General features: G+C 69.0%; 14 protein-coding genes. 8 read left to right on the top strand and 6 right to left on the bottom strand.

Annotated features, from left to right (window positions below):
• Positions 1-8: 8 nt before the first annotated feature.
• Positions 9-6,326, bottom strand: coding sequence for an SDR family NAD(P)-dependent oxidoreductase (locus tag ACFWMR_RS32315; protein WP_378381111.1), 6,318 nt, complete (start codon positions 6,324-6,326; stop codon positions 9-11).
• A gap of 301 nt (positions 6,327-6,627) precedes the next feature.
• On the opposite strand from ACFWMR_RS32315, the gene ACFWMR_RS32310 reads away from it, so the two are divergent.
• The 4 genes from ACFWMR_RS32310 (at position 6,628) to ACFWMR_RS32295 (ending at position 13,143) form a co-directional block, all read left to right on the top strand.
• Positions 6,628-7,428, top strand: coding sequence for an SDR family oxidoreductase (locus ACFWMR_RS32310; RefSeq protein ID WP_378381110.1), 801 nt, complete (start codon positions 6,628-6,630; stop codon positions 7,426-7,428).
• A 2-nt stretch (positions 7,429-7,430) separates the two neighbouring features.
• The gene (locus tag ACFWMR_RS32305; protein ID WP_378381109.1) at positions 7,431-8,396 is read left to right on the top strand and encodes an aldo/keto reductase; all 966 of its coding nucleotides are present in this window, start codon (positions 7,431-7,433) and stop codon (positions 8,394-8,396) included.
• A gap of 737 nt (positions 8,397-9,133) precedes the next feature.
• Positions 9,134-12,565, top strand: a complete 3,432-nt coding sequence (locus ACFWMR_RS32300; RefSeq protein ID WP_378381108.1) for a phage tail protein — start codon at positions 9,134-9,136, stop codon at positions 12,563-12,565.
• Between the two features lie 41 nt (positions 12,566-12,606).
• The gene (locus ACFWMR_RS32295) at positions 12,607-13,143 is read left to right on the top strand and encodes a hypothetical protein (protein ID WP_378381107.1); all 537 of its coding nucleotides are present in this window, start codon (positions 12,607-12,609) and stop codon (positions 13,141-13,143) included.
• A 28-nt stretch (positions 13,144-13,171) separates the two neighbouring features.
• Here ACFWMR_RS32295 and ACFWMR_RS32290 read toward each other — a convergent pair whose 3' ends face one another.
• Positions 13,172-14,590 carry an FAD-dependent monooxygenase gene (locus tag ACFWMR_RS32290; protein ID WP_378381106.1) on the bottom strand — a complete coding sequence of 473 codons (1,419 nt, stop codon included), beginning with the start codon at positions 14,588-14,590 and terminating at the stop codon, positions 13,172-13,174.
• A gap of 82 nt (positions 14,591-14,672) precedes the next feature.
• Here ACFWMR_RS32290 and ACFWMR_RS32285 point away from each other — a divergent pair, with 82 nt between their 5' ends.
• Positions 14,673-15,338 carry a TetR family transcriptional regulator gene (locus tag ACFWMR_RS32285; protein ID WP_378381105.1) on the top strand — a complete coding sequence of 222 codons (666 nt, stop codon included), beginning with the start codon at positions 14,673-14,675 and terminating at the stop codon, positions 15,336-15,338.
• Here the strand turns inward: ACFWMR_RS32285 and ACFWMR_RS32280 are convergent.
• Positions 15,292-15,978 (bottom strand): TetR/AcrR family transcriptional regulator, encoded by a 687-nt coding sequence (locus ACFWMR_RS32280; RefSeq protein WP_378381104.1) that lies wholly within the window; start codon positions 15,976-15,978, stop codon positions 15,292-15,294. The genes ACFWMR_RS32285 and ACFWMR_RS32280 overlap by 47 nt on opposite strands.
• A gap of 56 nt (positions 15,979-16,034) precedes the next feature.
• On the opposite strand from ACFWMR_RS32280, the gene ACFWMR_RS32275 reads away from it, so the two are divergent.
• Complete coding sequence (locus ACFWMR_RS32275) at positions 16,035-17,234, top strand: oxygenase MpaB family protein (protein ID WP_378381103.1); 1,200 nt, start codon at positions 16,035-16,037, stop codon at positions 17,232-17,234.
• A gap of 81 nt (positions 17,235-17,315) precedes the next feature.
• Here the strand turns inward: ACFWMR_RS32275 and ACFWMR_RS32270 are convergent, their stop codons facing one another.
• Together ACFWMR_RS32270 and ACFWMR_RS32265 are read right to left on the bottom strand one after the other, a co-directional pair.
• The gene (locus tag ACFWMR_RS32270) at positions 17,316-19,892 is read right to left on the bottom strand and encodes a glycoside hydrolase family 3 protein (RefSeq protein ID WP_378381114.1); all 2,577 of its coding nucleotides are present in this window, start codon (positions 19,890-19,892) and stop codon (positions 17,316-17,318) included.
• Positions 19,893-20,059: 167 nt separating this feature from the next.
• Positions 20,060-20,275, bottom strand: a complete 216-nt coding sequence (locus ACFWMR_RS32265; RefSeq protein ID WP_093937212.1) for a hypothetical protein — start codon at positions 20,273-20,275, stop codon at positions 20,060-20,062.
• A gap of 141 nt (positions 20,276-20,416) precedes the next feature.
• Here ACFWMR_RS32265 and ACFWMR_RS32260 point away from each other — a divergent pair, with 141 nt between their 5' ends.
• On the top strand, positions 20,417-21,217 hold the full coding sequence (locus tag ACFWMR_RS32260) for an NmrA family NAD(P)-binding protein (RefSeq protein ID WP_378381102.1): 801 nt from the start codon (positions 20,417-20,419) through the stop codon (positions 21,215-21,217).
• Between the two features lie 73 nt (positions 21,218-21,290).
• On the opposite strand, the gene ACFWMR_RS32255 is transcribed toward ACFWMR_RS32260, so the two are convergent.
• Positions 21,291-21,764 carry an RrF2 family transcriptional regulator gene (locus ACFWMR_RS32255; protein WP_378381113.1) on the bottom strand — a complete coding sequence of 158 codons (474 nt, stop codon included), beginning with the start codon at positions 21,762-21,764 and terminating at the stop codon, positions 21,291-21,293.
• Positions 21,765-21,878: 114 nt separating this feature from the next.
• Here ACFWMR_RS32255 and ACFWMR_RS32250 point away from each other — a divergent pair, with 114 nt between their 5' ends.
• Positions 21,879-22,610: an SDR family oxidoreductase gene (locus ACFWMR_RS32250; protein WP_378381101.1), complete on the top strand. Its 732-nt coding sequence runs from the start codon at positions 21,879-21,881 to the stop codon at positions 22,608-22,610.
• The last annotated feature ends 45 nt before the right edge of the window (positions 22,611-22,655 follow it).

The raw sequence follows: 22,655 nt of genomic DNA, 5'->3' as shown, positions 1-22,655 counted from the left end.
AGCTTGATTCACCACAGCGACGCCGTGTAGAGCACCGAGCGGACGTCGGCCGGACCGTAGGCCAGCTCGCGCAAGAGCGCGGCGGTGCCTTCGTCCGGATCGATCAGCGCGACCTCGCGGCGTTCGTACTCACGCGCCAGCTCCGGGGACACCATGCCGGCGTGGTCGTCCGAAGGCGCCCACGGTCCCCAATGGACGGTCAGCGCGCGGCAGCCGGTGCGGTCGGCCCACTGCTCGCCCAGGGTCTCCAAAGCGTCGTTCGCCGCCGCGTAGTCGGTCTGCCCCCGGTTGCCCAGCACGGCGGCGATGCTGCCGAAGAAGGTCACGAAACCGGGGCGGACGCCGAAGTGCTCCAGGGCGTCGAGCAGCGCCCGCGCACCGTCCACTTTGGTCCCGTAGACCGTGCGGAACGAGTTCTCGTCCTTGTCCGCCATCAGTTTGTCGTCGATCACCCCGGCCGCGTGGACGACGCCGTCGATCCGGCCGTAGCGGGTGTGCAGATCCTTGACCACCTGCCGGACGGCGGCTCCGTCACGCACGTCGAGCGACCGGTACGCCGCGGTACCCCCGGCCGCGCCGATCTGATCGAGTGTCCTTGCGATCTCGCGCTGGGCCAGCACGGCGCGGACCCGGCGTTCGATGTCCACCAGCGAACCGCCGCGCGCGGCCAGGGCCGAACGCATCCCCGGCGCGTCGCCGGGCAGGTCTTCGTCGCCGGGTTCGGCCGGCCACGGGGTGCGCCCGGCCAGTTCGATCCGGCAGCCGCTCGCCGCCAGCGCGACCGCCGCCCGCGCGGTGATCCCGCGGGCGCCGCCGATCAGCAGCAGCACCGAATCCTGGTCGAGACCGAGTGCCTTGACCTCGCCGCCGCCGGGACCCGCGCCCGCGTAGGCGACCGAGCCCAGAGAGCCCGCGGACGGCTCGAAAGCCGCTCGCCCGGCGGTGTCGTAGCGCACCGCGGCGGGCCCGTCGGCGATCACTTCCTCCAGCACGATCCGCGCGAGGTCCACCGTGGACTCCAGTTCGACGAGCCTGGTCGGCTCGCTCCGCTCCCGGGCCGCGGCGCGGACGAGACCGCGCAGCCCGGCGGTGTGCCAGGACCCCGGCCTCGCCACCACGACCACCGCGCCCTTGGCGCTTTTGAGCCGGGCGAAGACCTGCGCCGCGACCGGTTCTTCAGCGTCGGACAACGGGTTCAGCACGAGGACGATGTCGGCGTCGTCCCGCTCCGCCGGGATGGCACCCGCCTCGGCGAACACCGCGCGGACCGACTCGGCCAGGTCCTCCTGGCCGGGTTCGAAGCTCACCGCGACCGTCTTGCCCCGCACCTTGGTGAGGTCGGGCTTTCCGAGCGGAGCCGCCACCCGGCCGATCAGGTAGCGACCGGGCGCGCTCCCCACCGGTGCCGCGGCGGGGGCCGGTGCCGCGGTGACCGGGGCCGCCGGTTCGAGCCACTTCCGCAGCCTGGCGGCCAAAGCGCTCGCCGTTCGGTCGCGGCTGAGCTGATCCTGGGCGTCGTCGTGCACCCGCCCCGAGAGGCCGAGCTTCGACAGCAACGAGCCCGCGATCTCGGTGCGTTTGATCGAGTCGATGGAGAGATCCGCTTCGAGGTCGAGATCGGCGTCGATCATCTCGGCGGGATAGCCGGTGCGTTCGCTGATCGCGCCGATCACGGTGGCCAGGACATCCGTGACGACGGCCTCCGGCTCCGGCTCGACGACGGGCGCGGCCACAGCGGGCACAGCGGGTGCCTCGACCGGCGGCAACAGCGCCGGGACCACCGGGGCCTGCACCACCGGGGCCGGGGCGAGCGGCGTGGTGCCGAGGTAGCCCAGCATCACGTCCCGTTGCGCCGCCAGCAGTTCGCGGCTGGTGCGGAGGAATTCGACGACGGCCTGGTCACGACCGGGCGTGGGCTGGTTCATGGTCGTCCTCGGGATTCGTCGGGCGGGCACGAGCCCATGGGCGGGGACCTCGCCGCCGGGCGCGCGGACGGTCTGGCCGTCCACGGTCCAGGCGGGCTTCGGAAGCGGGCCGACGCGGACACGTCCGCGGAAAAGCCGTTCGGTGCGCACGTCGACGCCGGTGAGCGCCAGACGGGCGAGTGCCGTGAGGAGTCCGCGCAGGCCCGGGCCGCCGGGGTCGCACGCGATCACGGTGTACGGCCGGTCGCCGAGGATGTCCCTGGCCAGCCGGGAAAGCACCTGCCCCGGTCCGACCTCGACGAACGTGCGCGCGCCCGCCGCGTACATGTCCTCGATCAGCTCGACGAAACGCACCGGCGAACCGATCTGCGCGGCCAGTTCCGCGCGGACCTCCCCGGCCTCGTACGGCCGGGCGGTGCGGTTCGACCACACCGGCCGGCCGGGCTCGCCGACCTCGGCGTTGTCGAGATCGACGGCGAACACGTCGCTCGCGCCCGACACCAGTGGACTGTGGAAGGCACAGGCGACGGGGATCCGCTTGGCCCCGATCCCCTGGCCCCGAAGGACGCGGACGGCTTCATCGACGGCGGCCGTCGGTCCGGAAAGGACGGTCTGCCCCGGCGCGTTGTGGTTGGCCAGGACGACGTCCGGGTGGTCGAGGGCGGCGGCCAGTTCGTCACGGGACGCCTTCACCGCGGCCATCGCGCCCGGGTCGGCACCCGCGACCTCGGCGATCGAGCGGGCCCTTGCCCGGCTGAGCGCGACCAGGGTCGGGGTGTCGAACGCGCCGGCGACCGACAGCGCGGACAGCTCGCCGTAGCTGTGCCCCGCCAGCAGATCCGGCCGGACGCCGAGGTCGGCGAGCAACCCGCACAAGGCCGATTCGACGAGCCCGAGCGCGGGCTGCGCGACCCGCGTGTCCTTGAGCGCCTCGTCCTGCGCCGCGCGTGCCTCCTCGGTGAAGGCGCGCGGCGGGAAGGTGGTCGCGGCGACGTCGGGGGCGAGCCGCAGGACGTCGGCCAGCTCCGGGAAGTGCACGAACAGATCCGCCAGCATTCCCGTCCGCTGGCTGCCCTGGCCGGGGAACAGGAACGCGACCTTGCCCGCTTCGGTGTCGCCCGCAGTGAGCCCGCCGCCATTTTCAGCGGCCTCGCACAGTTCCGCGACGTCGCTCGCGACGACCGCGAGCCGCACCGGCGCGGAACCGTCCCGCTCGGCGGCGAGCGCGGCGATCTCCCGCAACGGACGGCCTTCGTTCGCCGCCAGCAGGTCCCGCAACGTGGCGCGGGCGCTCTCGACATCGGGGCCGCGGAGCAGGACCAGTTCGGCGTCCCAGTCTCGCGGTCCGTGCCGCCGTCCTGGCGGGACTCCCGGCGCGGCGAGCACCGCGTGGAAGTTGGTCCCACCGAACCCGAACGCGCTCACTCCGGCGAACTCGCGGCCGCGCGGAACCGGCATCGGCCGGGCACCGGTGGAGAAGGTGAAGGGACTGCTCTCGGCGTCCCAGGCGGGGTTCGGCCTGTTCAGGTGCAGCGTGGGCGGCACGACCTCGTGCCACAGCGCCAGCGCCGCCTTCATCAGGCCCGCCAGCCCCGCGGCGCATTTCGTGTGCCCGATCTGGCTCTTGACGGAACCCAGCGCGCAGGCGCCCGGTCCGGCTCCCGCGTCGAGGAAGAACTCGGTGAGCGTGGTCAGTTCCGTGGCATCGCCGACGACCGTGCCGGTGCCGTGCGCCTCGACCAGCGAGACGTCCGCCGGGGACACTCCGGCGTCGCGATAGGCCCGTTCCAGTGCCCGCCGCTGCCCCTCGGGACGCGGCGCGGTGAGGCCGAGCGCCTTGCCGTCGCTGGCCGCGCCGACGCCCTTGACCACGGCGTAGACCCGGTCTCCGTCGCGTTCGGCGTCGGCCCGCCGCTTGAGCACGAGACACGCGACGCCTTCGCCGAGCGCGATCCCGTCCGCCCCCGAGTCGAACGGACGGCACCGGCCGGTCGGCGACAGGGCGCCCGCGGAGGTGAACATGAGGTAGTCGTTGACGCCGTTGTGCAGGTCGACCGCGCCGCACAGGACCATCGAGCTCGTACCCGACCGCAGTTCCTTCACCGCGAGGTCCAGCGCCGCCAGCGACGAACCGCACGCGGCGTCCACGGTGTAGTTGGTGCCGCCGAGGTCGAGCCGGTTGGCGATCCGGCCGGAGATGACGTTGGCGAGCGTGCCGGGGAACGAGTCTTCGGTCAGTTCCGGCAGTTGCGCGAGCAGCTCGTCCGGGACGTCTTCGAGATAGCTGGGCAACAGCGCGCGCAGGACACCGGCGTTGGCCAGGTCTCCCCCGGCTTCGGCGCCGAAGATGACGCTGGTGCGCTCCCGGTCGAAGCCGCCGTCGCCGTAGCCCGCGTCTTCGAGCGCGCGGCGCGCCGTCTGCAACGACACGAGCTGGGCCGGGTCGATGCTGCCCATCGACTTCGGCGGGATGCCGTACGCGAGCGGGTCGAAATCCACCGGCGGCAGGAAACCGCCCCATTTCGACGTCGACTGGTCCGCGTAGACCTCCTTGTCCCAGCGCTGATCCGGCACCTCGGTGACGGCGTCCGCGCCGCGCAGGACATTGGCCCAGAAGGCCGGAAGATCGGCCGCGCCCGGGAAGACGCAGGCCATACCGACGATCGCGACGTCACTGTCCACAACGGACTCCTCAGCCGGGACACGGGCGGCGAGCAGGTCCGCCGCGCCGTCGGTGACCTCCCGGTGCAGCGTGGCGATGTCGGTACGCCGCTCGCGCAAGACCGTCACCTGGCCGGCCATGTACATCCCCTCGGCGAGCTGGCCGAGGGTGTCGACCTCGACGAGAGCGTCGCCTTCGCGCCGGATGCCCTTGCTCGCTATCCGCAGCCGTCCGGTGTTCAGCTCCTCCAGCCGTTGCCAGCTCTCCTGCGGCGGGACCCCGTCCGCGCGGAGGCCGGCCTTCAGCGCGGCGAACTCGTCGGTGTACGGGCTGGGCAGGCACCGGGTGAGGTGCCCGGGCGCGGTCTCCAGGGTGACCGTGGACCCGGCGCCGAGCACCCGGTCCTGGAAGGCCCCGGTGATGGCGCCGTGGGTGACGGCTTCCTCGGTGAACAGGTACGCGGTGCCCATGAGGACGCCGATGCCGGTGAGCGGCTCCGCCATCGCCGAGACCATCGCGGCGGACCTGGCGTCGTGGATCCCGCCCGCGAACAGCACCTCGACGTCCTCGGCGCCGTGCTCGCGCAGGACGTCCAGCTGCTGCTCCCACAGCACGAAACTCGATCGCGGGCCGATGTGCCCGCCGCATTCTGCGCCCTCGAAGACGAACCGGCGGACGCCGGCTTCGAGGAACTGCCGCAGGAGGATCGGTGACGGCACATGGAGGAAGGTCGCGATCCCGTCGGCCTCCAGCGCCTTGGCCTGCGCGGGTTTACCGCCCGCGATGAGCACGCAGCGCGGGCGCGCTGCCCGGACGGCCACGAGCTGCTCGGCGCGCAGTTCCTCCGGGACGAACCCGAGGATGCCCGCGCCCCAAGGCCTGTCTCCGAGCGCTTCGGCGGTGCGGCCGAGCAGTTCGGCGGTCTTGGCGCCGTTCGCGGTGGCCACCGCGACGAACGGGAACCCGTCGTGCTCGGCGACGGCGGCGGCGAAGCCGGGCTGGTCGCTCACCCGCGTCATCGGTCCCTGCACGACCGGCAGGCGGGTCCCCAGCGTGCGGCACAGCCGTACGCCTTGGCCAGAGGGGCTCGCCTGCGGCGGCGTCGCGAGGGAACGCACGACGGATCGGACAGCGCTTTCCGCGTCCTCGAAGCGATTCGCGAACAACGCCGCGAGCCCGTCGTCGGCCCTGAGCAGTTCTTTTCGGGCTGCCTCGGGCACGTCGGCCTCGGGAAGCAGGCCGAGTCCGTCGAGGACCACACCCGCCGCGCCCCCGGCGAGCGCCGCCACCGCGGTCCGCGGCCCGATGCCCCCGTACGCCCACACCGGGACGTCGTCGCCGAACCGCTCCAGCAGGCGCTGGAGCAGGACGAACGTGGTGAGGTCCGAGCCGCCCGCCTCGGCTCCCTTCGCCACCAGACCTGAGGCGCCGGCGCCGAGCATCCGGACGGCCTGCTCGACGCCGGTCACCTCGGCCAGCACGGGGAGGTCGCCCTTGCCCTGCCGAACTGCCCCTTCGGCCAGCAGGACGAGCCCCGCGCCGCTCTCCCGCACCTCTTCGTCCCGCACGTGGTGGCCCGCCGGGATCCGGACCCCGAACGGGAACCTGCCGTCCATTGTGGACCCTAGTTCCACGATGCCGAGACCGCCGCCCCTGGCGACGGCGGCCGCCAGCCCCGGATCCGGACGTCCGAGCGGGTTGACGCCGAGTACCCGCGTGCGCGCCGTCGCATGACTCACCGGCGGACCTCCTGTTCGGCTGGGCTGGTCGAACCTCGCCGGGTTCGGCGATCTTCAGCGGGATTCCCAAGAAATAACCTACTTGCCGCAGAGAGCGCAATACTCTCGCGACAAAACTCGGAAAACAAGGGAACGCATGCTAAAGTCCGGCGCCGGAAACAAATATGTCGACACGATCAGAACAGGCCGCTGACCTGCACTTTTATCATCCGTATCGCATATTTCGACAAGACGTCGCTCACCGGCGTGACAAAACAGAAGAATTGTCATCGAAAGCAGACGAAATAACCATGGAGCGCATGTGGAAGTGACAGGACGAGTCGTCGTGCTGACCGGCGCGGCACACGGTATCGGCGCCGCCATGGCCCGGCGGTTCGCCGCCGAGGGCGCCGCCGGAGTGGTGGTCTCCGACCTCGACCTCGAGGCCGCGGAGAAGGTCGTCGCCGAGATCACGGCCTCGGGTGGTACCGCGGTCGCGCGCCACGCCGACGCGTCGTCCAAAGAGGACTTGAAGATGCTGGTGGCCGAGGCCCGCACGGAGTTCGGGCCGGTGGACCTGTTCTGCTCCAACGCCGGCGCCGCGTTCGGCACGGGCGTGCACGCGGCCGACGAACAGTGGTCGCGGTCGTGGGCGATCAACGTCATGCAGCACGTGCACGCGGCGCAGGTCGCGCTGCCGGCGATGTTGAGCCGGGGTCACGGATATCTGCTGATCACGGCCTCGGGAGCGGGTCTGCTGGGCACCCCGGGCGACGCGCCGTACTCGGTGACCAAACACGCGGCCGTCGGGCTCGCCGAATGGCTGGCCATCACTTACCGGCCGCGCGGGGTGCGAGTCAGCGCGCTGTGCCCGCTCGGCGTGCGGACCGCGTTGCTGGAGCCGGGGATCGCCGCCGGGCATCCCGCCGCGCTCGCGATCGCCGCCGCGGCGCCGCTGCTGGAACCGGAGGACGTCGCGGAGGCCGTCATACACGGCCTGGCGTCGGAGGAATTCCTGATCCTGCCGCACGAATCGGTACGGGAGACCTACGCCCGCAAGGCGGCCGGTCTCGACGAATGGATCGACCGCACCATCCTCGAAACCGGCGCGCGGAAGAGGTGACCATGGAGTACCGCAGGCTCGGCGCGAGCGGGTTGTCCGTCAGCGAGGTCTCCTACGGCAACTGGCTCACGCACCGCGACGGCGCGGAATGCGTCCAAGCCGCGCTGGACGCGGGCGTCACGACCTTCCACACCGCCGCCGCCTGGGACGGCGGCGCGGCCGAAGAGAACCTCGCCGCGGCACTGGGCCACGCGCGCCGCGACGATCTCGTCCTGTGCACCGGCGTCTTCTGGCCCGAAGGCCCCGGTGTCAACGACGCGGGCCTCAGCCGCAAGCACCTGACCACGTCACTGCACGGATCGCTGCGGCGCCTGCGCACCGACCACATCGACGTCTATCAACTGTTGCGGTTCGACTACCGCACCCCGCTGGAGGAGACGTTCCTCGCGCTTTCGGATCTGGTGCGGCAGGGGAAGATCCTCTACGCGGGCACCGCGGAATGGACCGCGGAGCAGTTGCTGGAGGCCCGGCAGCTGGCCGAGCGGTACGGCGTCCCGCTCGTGGCGAACCAGCCGCACTACTCGATGCTGTGGCGGGTCGCCGAGGCCCAGGTGATGCCGGTGTGCGAACGCGCGGGGATCGGCCAGTTCGCTTCGGTCCCGCTCGCGCAGGGGGTGCTGACCGGCAAGTACCGGCCGGGCGAGATCCCGCCGGACTCGCGAGCCGCGAAGGCGGGCGACGCCCGGCCGCTGCTCCTGCCGGACCTCCTCGACCGCGTCGCCATGCTGCGCGGCGTCGCCGACGAGGCCGGGCTGACCATGGCGCAGCTGGCGCTCGCGTGGACGTTGCAGCACAACACCGTCGCGTCGGTGGTGACCGGGGCGAGCAATGCCGCCCAGGTGACCGAGAACGCGAAGGCGTCCGGAGTGGTGCTGGACCTCGACGCGCTGACGCGGATCGATCACCTCCTGGGGAGTTTCGTGCAGACGGATCCCCGGCTGACCTGGTCGCCGCCCGCGGCTTGGTGACGGCGCGGTGACGCCCGGGTCGCGGTAGCGCGACGGGCCGGGTGGCATCCTGCTTTCGCCTGGTACCACGAGCTGACCAGCGAAAGCGCCGGATGCCCCCACCTGTGAAGGTCCGCGGTCCGCGACCGCCCACCCTGACCGCGTCGCCGGCGGTCCGGCCACGCCGCCCGGAAACCCCCTGCGCGATGGCTCCGGGTGCGGCCGACGTGGTCCGTGCCCGCGCGCAGCTGGGCAACGCGGCCGTGACCGCGGCGATGGGCGGCCCGCCGGGTGGCGCCGGGGCCAGACCGTCCGCGTGGACCGCGCAGATGCTGCTGGCCGGACAGCGGCTGGTGGGCAACCAGGCCATCGCGAACCAGGCGACGGCGCCTGCCCAGCCCGCTCCGGCTTCGGCTCCGGCTCCGGCTCCGGTCAAGCCTCGGCCTGCGCCGAAGAAGCCGCCGACCACACGGAAGACCGAGGCGCGGCCCGCGTCCGCCCCGGACAAGGATCCGGCGAAGGACAAGGCGCCCGAAGAGCGCCCGGAGAAGGGTGCCAAGAAGGAAAAGGGCACCGGCCCACGCTCGCCGGGCGCCGACCCGAAGTTCCAGGCGCTGAAGAAGGACGTCGACACCAAGAAGAAGGCTGTCGGAGCGAGCCACCCGCCGGCGGCCACGGAAGCGGGCGCGGCTCAGGAAGCCGCGGAAGCCCCTTCCGACGACCAGGAAGCCCGTGGCAAGGCAGCACACGCCGAGGACATGAACGCCGCCCAGCCGAAGGAGTTCGACAAACAGGAGTTCATCCGGGCGGTCAAGAAGGCGATAGCCGACAAGGCCCCGAAGAACCTGGACGAGGCGGACAAGTTCGGCGAGTCGGGCAAGGCCGGAGAGGTCAAGAACGAGGTTCAGGGCAAGGTCGGCGAGGGCAAGGACGCCTCGGCGCAAGAGATCGCCGAAACGACCGCGGCACCACCGGAACCGGCGGCGGACGCCAAACAAGTCGTGCCCATGGCCGCGGACAAGGTGCCGGGCAAACCGGGCGCCCCGAACCCGGCCCAGGCGGCGCCGGACCGGCTGCCCCCTGCGGCCACCGACATGTCGGCGGGCCCGGAGCAGGTCGAAGCGCAGATGGCGGGCGCTCAGGTCACCGAACAGCAGTTGTCGTTCAAGAACTCCCGCGAACCGCAGTTCGACAAGGCGGTCAAAGAGAAAAAGACCCTGGAAGCCCACTCGGAGGCCGCCCCGAAGAAGCTGCGCGCCGACGAGTCCGGCGAGCTCAAACAGGTCAAGAACACCGCCGCCGCACAGGGTTCCACCGCGATGGCGGGCATGCTCAACACCCGCGTGACCACCGGCCGGCAGGTCGGCACCGGCAAGAAAGGCACCAAGAAGACCGACGAGGACAAACGCAAAGAGGTCACCGGCCTGCTGCAGAAGGTCTTCGACCAGACCAAGACCGACGTCGAGAAAATCCTGGAGGACCTGGACAAGACTGTCGACGATCAGTTCACCACCAAGGAAAAGAAGGCGAGGGACCGCTTCACCCGCGAACACGAAGAAGGCATGGAGCGGTACAAGGACGAGCGCTACAGCGGGTGGACGGGCAAGGCCCGGTGGGTGCGGGACCTGTTCGCGGGGCTCCCCGAAGAGGCCAACCGCATCTACGAACGCGCGAGGGACACCTACCTGGCGGCGATGGACCAGATCATCACCGAGATCGCCGACACGGTGGAAGCCGAGCTGAAACGCGCCAAGGACCGTATCGCCGCGGGGCGCAAGGAACTGAAGGCGGCGGTCGACAAACTCCCCGCCGACCTGAAGGCCATCGGCCGCGAGGCGGCGACCGAGTTCGAAGGCAAGTTCGACGAGCTCAAGGACACTGTCGACGAAAAGGGCACCGAGCTCGTCGACACCCTGGCCACCAAGTACACCGAGGCGGTCAAGGCGGTGGACGCCGAGATCGCCGCCGAGAAGGAGAAGAACAAGGGCCTGGTGGCCAAGGCGGCCGACGCGATCGGCGGCGCCATCAAGGCCATCATCGAACTGGGCCGCATGCTGATGGGCGTCCTCCGCAAGGCGGTGTCGGCCATCGGCGCCATCCTGAAGGACCCGATCGGTTTCCTGGGCAACCTGGTCACCGGCGTCGGCGGCGGGCTGAAGCTGTTCATGAAGAACGCGGGCCGTCATCTGCAAGGCGGCGTCCTCGCCTGGCTTCTGGGCACCGGCGGGGCGATCGGCCTGCAACTGCCCGCGACGTTCGACATCCTCGGCATCCTGACCTTGATCGCCATGCTCTTGGGCCTTTCGTGGCCGAACATCCGCGCCCGCCTGGCCCGCCGGGTCCCCAACCAGGCTCTCGTGGCGGCGGAAACCGCGATCCCGCTGGTCTCACAGGTCAAAGGCCGGGGCGTCGCAGGCATGTGGGGCGACCTGAAGACCAGAGTCGGCGATCTGAAGAAGAACCTGATCACCAACCTGGTCTCCTACTTGCTGCCCACCATCATCATCGCGGGCATCACGTGGATCGTGTCCCTGTTCAACCCCGCGTCGGCGTTCATCCGCGCCTGCAAGATGATCATCGACATCATCCGCTTCGTCGTCACCAACGCCCGTCAGATCATCGCCTTCGTCAACGCGGTCCTCGACGCGGTGCTGGCCATCGCCCGAGGCGGCACCGGCGGCGTCCCCGCCTTGGTGGAACGCGCCCTGGCCCGCGCGATCCCCGTCCTCATCGGCGCTCTGGCGGCCCTGCTCGGCATCGGGGGTATCGCCGGCAAGGTGAAGCAGATCTTCCAGAAGATCGCCCGTCCGGTGAACAAGGCCATCGACTGGGTCATCACCAAGATCGTCGGCTTGATCAAGAAGTTGTGGGCCAAGATCAAGCCCAAGAAGCCGAGGCGGCCCAGGCGTCCCGCTGACCGCAGGGTGCCCAGTCGGCCTCGCAAACCCGGCCGCCCCGGGAAGCCGAGGAAGCAGCGGCCTGACCGAAAGGGCAAGCCCAGAAAAGACAAGGCCAAGGCCGACAAGGCAAAGAAAGAGGACCGGCTGAAGAAAGCGGTCGCCGCGATCGAGCCTCTGGTGCGTCGTCTGCTCACCAGAGGTGTAACCCCACCCCGCTTCCGTGCGCAACTGGCGCTATGGCGCCTGCGGTACAGGTTGTCGGCTCTCGTAGCGGACCCCGGCGGGCACATCACCGCTCGGATCAACCCGTCGATGAGGGTGCCGGGCACTCATCGGAAGATCACGGCTGCCGAACTTTCGAGGTTACTCACGCCCATATTCACCGAGGCAGAACGAGAGTACGAGCGGCTTGTCAGACAAACACCCCAGTTCACGGCCGCAGAGCAGGCATGGGCGGCCGGTCAGCCCGGAGCGCTCACCGGCTTAAGTCGCTTCGAGCAGTCCCGCATAATCGGACAGACGCCACCAAGCAAGAAAGTTCAGGCCCCGGTCCAGGACGTCTCCACATTTTCTTCCGTTCTCCCCCCGTCCTGGCAGCCCGGAATGGCAGGCAAAGTCAACTGGCTCGGCAGGCTCGAAAAGTACTCTCCGAAGATGGCCGCCGATATCTATTCGCGTGCCGCCAAGGTGGGAATATCCCCGGCTATCGTCCGCTTCGTACTCAGCACCGGATCTCCCCAGGACATCGCCAATCTGCAGAACCGCATGACAAGCGGCACTCTGGCAGAACAGAGAAAGTTCCTCTCAGCCCTGCGCCGGCTCGAGTTCCTGATTCACACGACAGAACCTGCCCGGCGGCCGGGCATCGCGATATCGACGGCGATGTCAGCGACAATGCTGGGCACAGGTCACGCAGAGCTCACGGATGTCCTGTGGGGACGACTTGCCCCGATGGCTCCGGGCGGTGCACAAGCGAAGGGGAAACCCACAGCGCGCGACCTCCCCCCGGGGACCTCCACTCGCTACCCGACGGAGCAGGCACTCGCCGAACGGCTACGGCACAGGCGCGTGGGCGCCATCATCATGGCGCTACTCGACACCGCGACCAAACCGAACATCATCGTTGCCGCCTCCGGGCACGACCTCCACCCACTGGCCAACGCGATTCGCGACTGGCTGACGACTCGACTGACCCGGCACCCGACACCCGACCAACTCGCTGCCGCTTCGGCTAGACTCCGCGCCGAGCTAGTCGCGTTCCTCGCCAGCTACTCCGGAAGGTCACGATGAAACGCCGACATCACGTCCTGCGTCCGGGCACGGACGAGGACATGGTCGATCTGGTGGAGGATGAACTTTTCGCTCTCCACCGCCTTGGCTACCCGGACTACACCATGGAGAACATCCAAGGTGATCTGTCGCTGGCCGGACACATCTTTCTGGCGTCGCCCGCTGATCCGATGATCACCGTCGTCAGGGACGCGAGCGTCGACACCTGGTATTTAGCAGTCGAAGGTCAGGACGATCCGGTCGACCGGATGGCCGATGCCCTGACCGGACGCTTACCGATGATCGAGGTCGACGAGCTTCGCCAGGCCAGTGGCAGTCAGGACGCGACGCCACGAGATCTCGTGCGTCTATCCTTGGGAAGCTCTCAAGAGGCCGATGAAAACACGATTGAAATCTTTACTTCCTGGCTTCACTCCAATCGACCAGAAATGCGCGGAGCAGCCATGAAGGCCATTAGTCTCACTCAATGGCCCGAGTTGATCGACAAGCTCGAATCCGCAGTCGACGCAGAGCCGGATCCGACCATGAAGGAATTCGGCGCGGTAGCACTGGATGCCATGCGTCGAGCAGTTTCTTGAATGTAGACGTCTAGCCCACCGAAGCCACTCACGAGCCCACCACCCACGCGAGCGCTTCGGTCAACCCTGCCGGATCGCCGTCCGTCGAGGCCCACGCGACATACCCGTCCGGCCGCACCAGTAACGACGGCCCGGAGCCGGCCTCGACGAGCCGGACGCGGTGGCCGTTCGCGGCGGCACGGACGTCACAGGACCCGGTCACCAGCACCGCGCGCCCGTCTTCCGCGACCAGCGGCAGCGGGGCGAACCGGCCGACCAGCGGATGGGTGGAGTCCGGCGCGTAGTCGATGTCGGTCCCGTTGCCCAGCGCGACGAAGTGGCGCATCGCCTCCGGGATCTCCAGCGTCTCCCGCAGCACTTCCCGCAGCGCCTCGGACTGCGGACCGGGACGCATCAACGCGACCTGGGCACGGGTGTTGCGCAAGATCCGCGTCCCCACCGGATGCCGTTCCGCGGTGTAAGTGTCCAATAAGGACTCAGGAGACCGGTCCCTTGCCACCAGGCCCAGTTTCCAGCCGAGGTTCATCGCGTCCTGGAGCCCGAGGTTCAGCCCCTGGCCGCCGATCGGCGAATGCACGTGGGCGGCGTCGCCCGCCAGGAGCACCCGCCCCTGCCGATAGGTGGCGGCCTGGCGCGTGTTGTCACTGAAGCGGATTCCGCCGTCCAGCCTCGTGACCGTCGCGTCGACCCCGCTGACCCGGCGGATGCTCGCCTGCATCTCCTCGGCCGTCATCGGCGCGTCCCGGTCCTCCGGTCCGCCATCGAATTCCATGGTCGAGATCTCCCCCGGCACCGTCGACACGAGCACCGTCCCGCCGCGTCCGTGCACGGACGACTCCACCGCGCCGGTGTCGGCGAGCTCCGCGGCGGCGATCCGGCCGGTCATCGTCGCGTCCGTGCCGGGGAACGCGAACCCGGTCCGCTTCCGCACGACGCTACGGCCGCCGTCGCAGCCCACGAGGTACGCGGCCTGCTCGGACCCGCCGTCGGCGAGTACCGCGCGGACCTCCGAATCCTCCTGGACGACGTCGACGACTTCGCAGCTCGCCCGGATCCGGACGCCGAGCCCGGTCGCCCATTCGGCGAGGATCCCTTCCAGGACATGCTGTCTGAGGATGAACCCACCGGCAGCGTTCGGCTCAGGCTCGTTCTCGACGAGCGGCAGACCGCCGAAATGCCCTCGCGCCCTGTTCCCCTTCATCAGCCCGGGAAGCCGCCGGACGACGGCGGAAAGCTCGCTCTGCGCCTCCGAAAACGCCTCGGTCAGGCCACGCATCCGCAACGACTGCGAGGTGCGGCCGTTGATCCCGCGCAACCCGAAACTCCGGTTCCGGCGGGCGGCCCCGTCCGCCGCCTCCAGGACGAGCGGGTCCGCGCCGGCCAGCCGAAGCTCGCCGGCCAGCAGCAAGCCGACCGGTCCCCCGCCCACGATGATCACGTCGTTCACGACACCCCCTGGTATTTACAGCGTATATTTACACCGTAAATATGATAGATACACCGTAAACCTGTCAAGTGGAGGACGTGGGATGACGCGGAGAGAACCGCTCAACCGGGAGAAGGTCCTGGACGCGGCGCTCGCCTTGGCCGCCGAGGAAGGCCTCAAGGGGCTGTCGATGCGCAAGCTCGCCAAGACGCTCGGCGTCGAAGCGATGGCGCTGTACAACCACGTCCAGAACAAGACCGACATCCTCGACGGCATCGCGGAACGCGTCTACCGCGGGATCGAACGGGCCGACCCCGGTTCACCGTGGCCGGAACGGGTGCGGGTCACCGTGCTCAACACCTATCGCGCGCTCGCCGAGCATCCGGTCGTGCCGATGGCACTGGCCACCGACGAGGCCAATCCGAACTCGCTGCAAGCCCTGCTGCCGCTCGACGACCTCATCGGCGCGCTCTACGAAGCCGGTTTCGGCGACGACGGGGTCCGCCAGACGCTCGGCGCCCTGAACAGCCTCGTCTTCGGCTCACTACTGCTGACGACTGTCGGTTTCACCAAGGCGCGCAAGGGCGAAGCCGAACGGGAGCAGGACGAGCAGTTCCTCCGGCGAATCGATCCGGCGATCCTGCCGAACTTCAGCCGCGCGATCCCCGCCTTGCAGGCGCACGATCCCGAACCGGATTTCATCCGGGCACTGGATCTGCTGATCAGCGGCCTGGTCTCGGCCGCAGCATCGGCACCAGGAACCGCCTAGCCACCTCGCGGACCTGCTCGTCGTCGTCGAGATCGACGACCTGACTGGGCGTGACGAGGAACGAGGCGGAGACCCGGGTCATCAGCTCCGCGACGAGTTCGACGTCGACGTCCTCCGAGACGTTGCCGGCCTGCTGCTCGCGGCGGAGCTGGCCCGCGACGAACCGCTGGACGGCCGCCAGCGTGCCGCCGCCGTCGCTGACCATCGACGGGACGAGCACGTCGGGCTCGACGGCCATCAGCCCGCCGATCAGCGGGTTGCGCCGGATCGCCCCCAACGCGCTCGCGAAGCCCAGCACGACCCGGTCCGCAGCGGTTTCGGCCTGCTGGATGTCGAGCAGGAACTGGTCGAAGTAGCGGCGGAACTCGCGGCGCACGACCTGTTCGACCAGGGCGTCCTTGGTGGCGAACCGGCGGTACGCGGTGATCCGGGAGACGCCCGCGCGGCGCGCGACGTCCTCCATCGTCGAGCGGCGGATCCCCATCCGGCAGAACTGTTCGTAGGCGGCGTCGAGCAGCCGGAGCGCGGTCTCGTCGCTCTCGTCGGCACGTTCGAGCGCGTCGGCGAGCGCGCGCTCCAGCAAAGAATCCGGGTCTGGCGCCTTCGCGATTATTGTGCTCTCCTTGATACGCGGTTGCACTACTTGTATCACAGTATCAACCTGCAGGTCCGGGACTCAAGGAGGAGTACTGGCGCATGACCGAACTCAATCGACGCAAGATGCTGATCGTCTGTGGCGGAGCGACCCTCTTGGGGGCCATGGGGATGGCCCAGCCCGCCTGGGCGTGGAGTCCGAGCGGTTCGGTGGCCGGGACGGGGGCGGGCACCGATCCGAAATGGGTGTGGGACGCCGAAGCCGATCCGGTGCTCGCCGCGGTTTTCGACCGGGGGCAGGTCGCGGCGGTCAACCAGGCGCTGCGAACGTGGACCAGGAACGACCAGCCGACCCCCTCCGGGCTCCCGCCGGACCTGCGGGAGTTCGTCGAGCACGCGCGGCAGCTCCCTTCATGGGCCGATCAGTCCGAATTGGACGCGGCGGCGGATTTCATGAAGGTCAGCGGGCGGTTCGTCAACCTGCTGAACGGGCTCGGCGGCGGGATGCTGAGCACCGCCATCCCCAACGAGGCGAGGGCGGTGTACTACTCCAAGGGCGGCGCGGACATGAAGGACCGCGTCGCGAAGACCGCCAAGCTCGGCTACGACGTCGGTTCGCTCAACGCCTACCGGCCCGACGGCCAGATGATCGTCTCGGCGGTGAAGACCCGTCTTGTGCACGCCGCCGTCCGGCATCTGCTGCCGCAGTCGCCGCACTGGCAACAGGGCATCCCGATCAGCCAGAACGACATGCTGGTCACCTGGCACACCCTGCCGACGTACACGATGCGCAAACTGACCGACTGGCGTGTCCGGGTGTCCTCCGCGCATTCCGCCGCGTACCTGCACAGCTGGCAGGTGACCGGGCACATGCTCGGGATCCGCGACGAGTACCTTCCGTCCACCTGGGACGCGGCCTACGCGCAGTCCAAGCAGGTGCTGGACCCGGCGATGGGCCCGACCCGCGAGGGCGTCGAGCTCACCGACATCCTTCTCGACATGCTCGCCGAGCAGACCAGTCCCGGCCGTGTCGACCGGCCGATGGTCAACGCGCTGGCGCGCTACATCATCGGCGACCGGTTCTCCGGGTGGAACGGGATCCCGCGCGAGCCGATCTGGGATCCGTTGGTCGGCACGGCTTTCCCCGCGCTGGTGGCGTTCCACGAGAAGCTCATCCCGCTGCCACTGGTGCCGCAGGCCGCCTGGGTGCTGGACGAGGCGATCCGGCGGTACATCCGGCTGTGGCTCTCGGAGGGCAGGCCGGTGAACATCGAGATCCCGGACATGAACCGGCCCTCCTGACGCGGAACGTCATGAGGGGTCCCCATAGGACACTTTTCGTCCTATGGGGACCCCTCATGACAAACTGGCGCGACTACCCGCTCAGTTCAAACTGGAGCAAGGCCTCGCATCGGGATCCTGCGCCCCCTTGGGCACCCACCGCACGTTCGCGAACGAAGCGGAGAACTTGCCGTCGGTGTAGACCAGGAACGGCGTGTTGACGTTCTCCAGATCCAGCCCGGTGGCGAAGCACGACACCGGGATCTTCACCGTCGACTTCGGCGCGCCCGCCAGATCGGTGAACAGCTTGGTCGCGTTCACCTCCGAGAAGCACGGATAGACGCAGTGCATGCTGATCACCGTCCGGTTGGCAGGCGCCTCGTGCACGATCGTGTCGAACTCCAGCGCCGCGTCGGCGTTCAGGTACCCGCGCAGATCGTTGGTGCCGGCCGGGTTCTGGAAGTAGAGCTGGGCCGGGCCGGTGCCGGTCCAGGTCGACTTGAGACCGTCCTGCTGCACGTTGACGTCGGACTGCACGACGTTGATCTCGGCGTGCGAGGCGGTGCCGTCGGGACCGATCTCGGTGCCGCCCCAGTTCTGCGCGGAACCGATGAAACCCTTGTACGGTGCGACATCGGTACGGTTGAACACCTCGAGATCCTCGGTCGCGGTGCCGCCGCCACCGGTCGAGCCACAGGCCACCGGGCCGACGGTTTCGTCCAGCTGTCCGATGGTGACACGCTGGCCGGTCTTGAGGCCGTAGCCGAGTTTGAACAGCGGGTCGTAGTCCGCCGAGCCCGGATTCAGCGGCGTCTGGCACGCGCTCTTCGGCCACGAGTACGACAGGGTGCCCTTGAAACCGCCCTTGACGAGGACGTCCGCGACGCCGCCGCCTTCGGTACCGGGCAGCCACGCCGCCACGAACGCGTCGGAGCGGTTGATCTCCTTGTTCATGTACAACGGGCGGCCGCCGACGTAGACGGTGACGACCGGAGCCCCCTTGCCGCGCACCTTGTCCAGCACGGACAGGTCTTCGGGGTAGAGCTTCGAGGCTTCCAGCGTCTTGCGGGTCAGGTCGCCGACGCCTTCCGCGTACGGGGTCTCACCGATGACGGCGATGACGGCGTCGTAGCCCTTCGGGTCGGTGTCGCCCTTCTCGTCGAAGGTGACGTTGACGTCGCCGAGCTGCTGCTTGAGCCCGGAAAGGATCGACGTGGCGTTCGGGAAGTCGGCGTTGGTGTTGCCGGTCCCCTGCCAGCTCAGCGTCCAGCCCCCGGTCTGGTTCTGGATGCTGTCCGCGCTCTTGCCGACCACCAGGACCTTCGACTTCGGCTTCAGCGGCAGCACGTTCCCGTTGTTCTTCAGCAACGTCTGCGACGAGCGAACGGCGTCGCGCGCCAGCCAGGTCTCCTTCAACGCCTCGTCGGAGTTCGCGTAGGAACGGTCCGACGGCTTCTGCGACTCGTACAGCCCGGAACGCAGCTTGACGCGCAGGATGCGGGTCACCGCGTCGTCGATCCGCGAAATCGGGATCTGGCCGCCGTTGACCTGCGCGACGGTGCTGGTGATGAACGCCTTCCAGTCGTTCGGCACCATCACGATGTCGATACCGGCGTTGATCGCCTGCGGGCACGAGGAGTTCGTGCAGCCCGGGACCTGGCCGATGCCGTTCCAGTCGGACACGACGAGGCCGTCGAAGCCCATCTTGCCCTTGAGGATCTGGTTCAGCGCCTTGTCGCTGCCGTGCAGCTTGCCCTCGTTGATGCCGAGTTCCGCGTTGGTCCAGCTGTTGAACGACACCATCACGGTCTGGGAGCCCGCCGCGAGCGCACCGTAGTAGCCCTGTCCGTGGAGGTTGATCATCTCGGCCTCGGACGCCGGGTTGACGCCCTGGTCCTGTCCCTTGAGCGTGCCGCCGTCACCGATGAAGTGCTTGGCGGTACCGATCACGCCGTTGTAGCCGATGCGTTTGGTCGAGCCGTCCTGGAGGCCGTTGATCGCCTCGTAGCCGTAGGCCCGGGTGATCCGCGGGTCCTCGGAGAACCCTTCGTAGGTGCGGCCCCAGCGGTCGTCCTGGACGACGGCCAGCGTCGGCGCGAACGCCCAGTCCTGGCCGGTGGCGCGGATCTGCCGGGCCGTCGCCGCGGAGACGTCGCGCACCAGGCACGGGTCGTGCGCCGCGCCGAGACCGATGTTGTGCGGGAAGACGGTGGCGCCGTACACGTTGTTGTTGCCGTGCACGGCGTCGATGCCCCAGATCACCGGGATCTTCGTCCGGCTGGTCTTCGAAGCGTCCCAGTAGGAGTCGGCGAGCTTCAGCCAGTCCTGCTGGGACGCGTGCTTGTTCTGGCCCGGCCACGAGCCGCCACCGTTGAGCACCGAGCCGATGGAGTACTGGCGGACCTCGTCGGGGGTGATCGCGGCGATCTCGGGCTGCGTCATCTGCCCGACCTTCTCCTCCAGGGTCATCCCCTTGAGGATCTCGGCGATCCGCTGCTCGTCACCGGCCTTGCCCTTGAACCGGCTCTCGACCTTCGGCCAGTCGGCGAGGGTCGGCAGGCTCTTCTCGATCCGGGCACATCCGTCCCGGTCGAGCGCCGGCTTCCCGATCACGGGCTGCTCGGCGGCGACGGCGGCGGGCGTGGCCACCAGGGCCCCGCCGAGCAGGGTGAGACTCATCAGGGCGACGAGCGGACTTCGGCGCGCGCGAGGACGTCTTGCCATGGTCTGGTCCATTCTGCGGGAGGCGGGGACCGGCCGATCCTCACCGGACCCGACGGCGCCGTCAAGAGTTTCCGGCCGGTACGGGGCCTGTTAATTTTTGCCATAAACTAAGACTCGACAAGTCATCCGGCCACGCGCCGCCGATTGCGCCGCTTGGCGGTGTACGGCAGCGCGAACAGGTAGAGCCCGCTGAACATCAGCAGGAAGAGCGGCGGCAGGGGCGTGTAGAGCACCCACTGGGCCGAGCTGCCCAGCGCCACGACGACGAAGCAGACGATGACGGTGGCGACGAAGACGAGGGACGTCCACCGGTGGAACGTGCGGATCCGCTTGCTCACGAGAACCTCCTGGAGTCGGTTTGCCTGTGGCGAAGACGCTAGGGATTCCGCGGACACCGGCGCTTCTCGATTCCTGACCGGCTCACTTGACCTCCACATTACTTGAGCTTTTACCTTCGCGGAAAACGAAGGGAATCACCCATGACCGTCTTGGTAACCGGGGCCACCGGGAACACCGGCCGCCACGTGGTGGCCGAACTCGTCCGCCGAGGGGAACGCGTCCGGGCACTCAGCCGGAACCCGGCCGAAGCCCGGCTTCCGGCGGGTGTCGAGGTGGTGCGAGGCACGCACACCGAACCGGAGACACTGAGTTTCGACGGTGTCACCCGGCTGCACATCACCGCGACCGCGGGGCTCGCCGACGTCGGCGCGGACCTGGTCAAGCGCGCCGTGGACGCGGGCGTGCGGCGGATGACCATCGTATGGGGCGGCTACGTCGGGCCGACGGAACAGGCCATGGCCGAGTCCGGGATGGAATGGACGCGACTGGAGCCCCAGGAGTTCATGTCCAACGCCCTCACCTGGGCGGATTCCGTCCGCGGCGGCAACGTGGTCCGCGAACCCTTCGATCTCCCCAGCGCCGTGGTGCACGAGGCCGATATCGGCGCGGTCGCCGCCACGGCGCTCACGGAGGACGGGCATTCGGGCAAGGTCTACAACCTCACCGGACCGGAATCACTGACCACGCGCGACCGGATCGCGATCCTCGGCGCCGCCCTGGGCCGCGACATCGGCCTGGAACAGATCACGCGGCAGCAGGCTGTCGACCGGCTGCTGGCCGACGGCGTGTCGACGGCGGACGCCGAGTACGTGATCGGCTGGCACAGCGACCCGCCGGCGGAGGCGAGGACCGTGGACCGCACGGTCGAGAAGGTGCTCGGCCGTCCGGCGCGGACGTTCGCGCAGTGGGTCGGCGAGCACGTGGACCGGTTCCGGGACTGAAGGGGACTTTCCCCTCATCTCACGCGGTGAAGGGCGCTTTCCTCGCATGACATGCGGGGAAAGTCCCCTTCAGCTACCCCTCGGCCTTGAACCACGAGCCGATCCCCGCCAGGGCGCCCGGACCGTAGTCACCCCGGACGCCGTCGGCCAGATCCGCGATGGAGACGGCGCGCAACGCCGCCCGCCACTGGACTTCGGCGTTCGCCATCGCACGGCTGATCGCGCACGGCGCGGTGCACGCCTCGGGCGGCGTCGCCATCGGGCCGCGCTGCCGGATCTCGGTGCAGATGAAGGCCGGGCCAGACCCGTCGATGGCCTCGACGACGTCGAGCACCGTAATCTCCGAAGGCGGCCGGGTGAGAACGTAGCCGCCGGCCTTCCCCTGCACCGATCGGATGAGGTCGGCCCGCGAGAGGGCCTGAAGCTGCTTCGCGAGATAGCTGGGCGAGACGTCGTGAAGCTGCGCCAGGCGCGCGGCGGGCGCGGGCTCGTCGACCGAGGTCAGCACGACACAGCAGTGCAGGGCCCACTCGACCCCACCGGACATCTTCACCCGGATGACTCTAACTCGCCCCTTGACTCGGACACAACGTGTCTGAGTATTATCTCGGACATGAGGTGTCCGAGTTAGCGGGCACCCGTCGAGGAAGGGCACAGGGTCATGAAATTCGCGATCATCGGCGGGACCGGGCTGATCGGTTCGCAGGTCGTGCGGAACCTGAACGAAGCCGGGCACGAGGCGGTACCGCATTCGCCGTCCACCGGGGTCGACCTCCTCACCGGCCAGGGCCTGGACGCCGCGCTCGAAGGCGCCGACGTGGTCGTGAACCTCACGAACTCGCCGACCTTCGACGACGCCTCCCCCGCGTTCTTCCGGACGTCGATGGACAACCTCGTGGCCGCGGCGAAGAAGGCTGACACGGGGCACTTCGTGATCCTGTCGATCGTCGGCGTCGACCAGGTCCCCGAGCTCGACTACTACCGGGCGAAGACGTTGCAGGAAGACATCCTCAAGAACAGCGGGATCCCCTACTCGATCGTCCGCGCCACGCAGTTCATGGAGTTCGTCGACGCGGTGCTGTCCTGGACCGCCGACGAGAACACCGTCCGCCTGCCCGGCACGCCGATCCAGCCGATCGCCGCGGCGGACGTCGCCGCCGCGGTTTCCGAGGTCTCCGCGGGAAAGCCGCTGAACGGCACTCTCGACGTCGGCGGCCCGGACGTCTACCCGCTGGACGAGCTGGGCCGGATCACCTTGTCCGCCAAGGGAGACACGCGTTCGGTGACCAACGACGAGACCGCGGGCATGTTCTCCGCCGTCAAGGGTGACGTCCTCACCACCAAGGACGGCGCCCGCATCGCCGCGACCCACTACCTGGACTGGCTCAAGTAGGCGACAAGTACATGAAGGCCCCCTTGCTTGCGCCTGGCGCAAGCA

It is taken from the genome of Amycolatopsis thailandensis, assembly GCF_042723255.1.
In the GTDB taxonomy this organism is placed as follows: Bacteria; Actinomycetota; Actinomycetes; order Mycobacteriales; family Pseudonocardiaceae; genus Amycolatopsis; species Amycolatopsis thailandensis.
The sequence above is the reverse complement of the archived record's forward strand: the minus strand, read 5'-3'. Positions and strand labels throughout refer to the sequence as shown.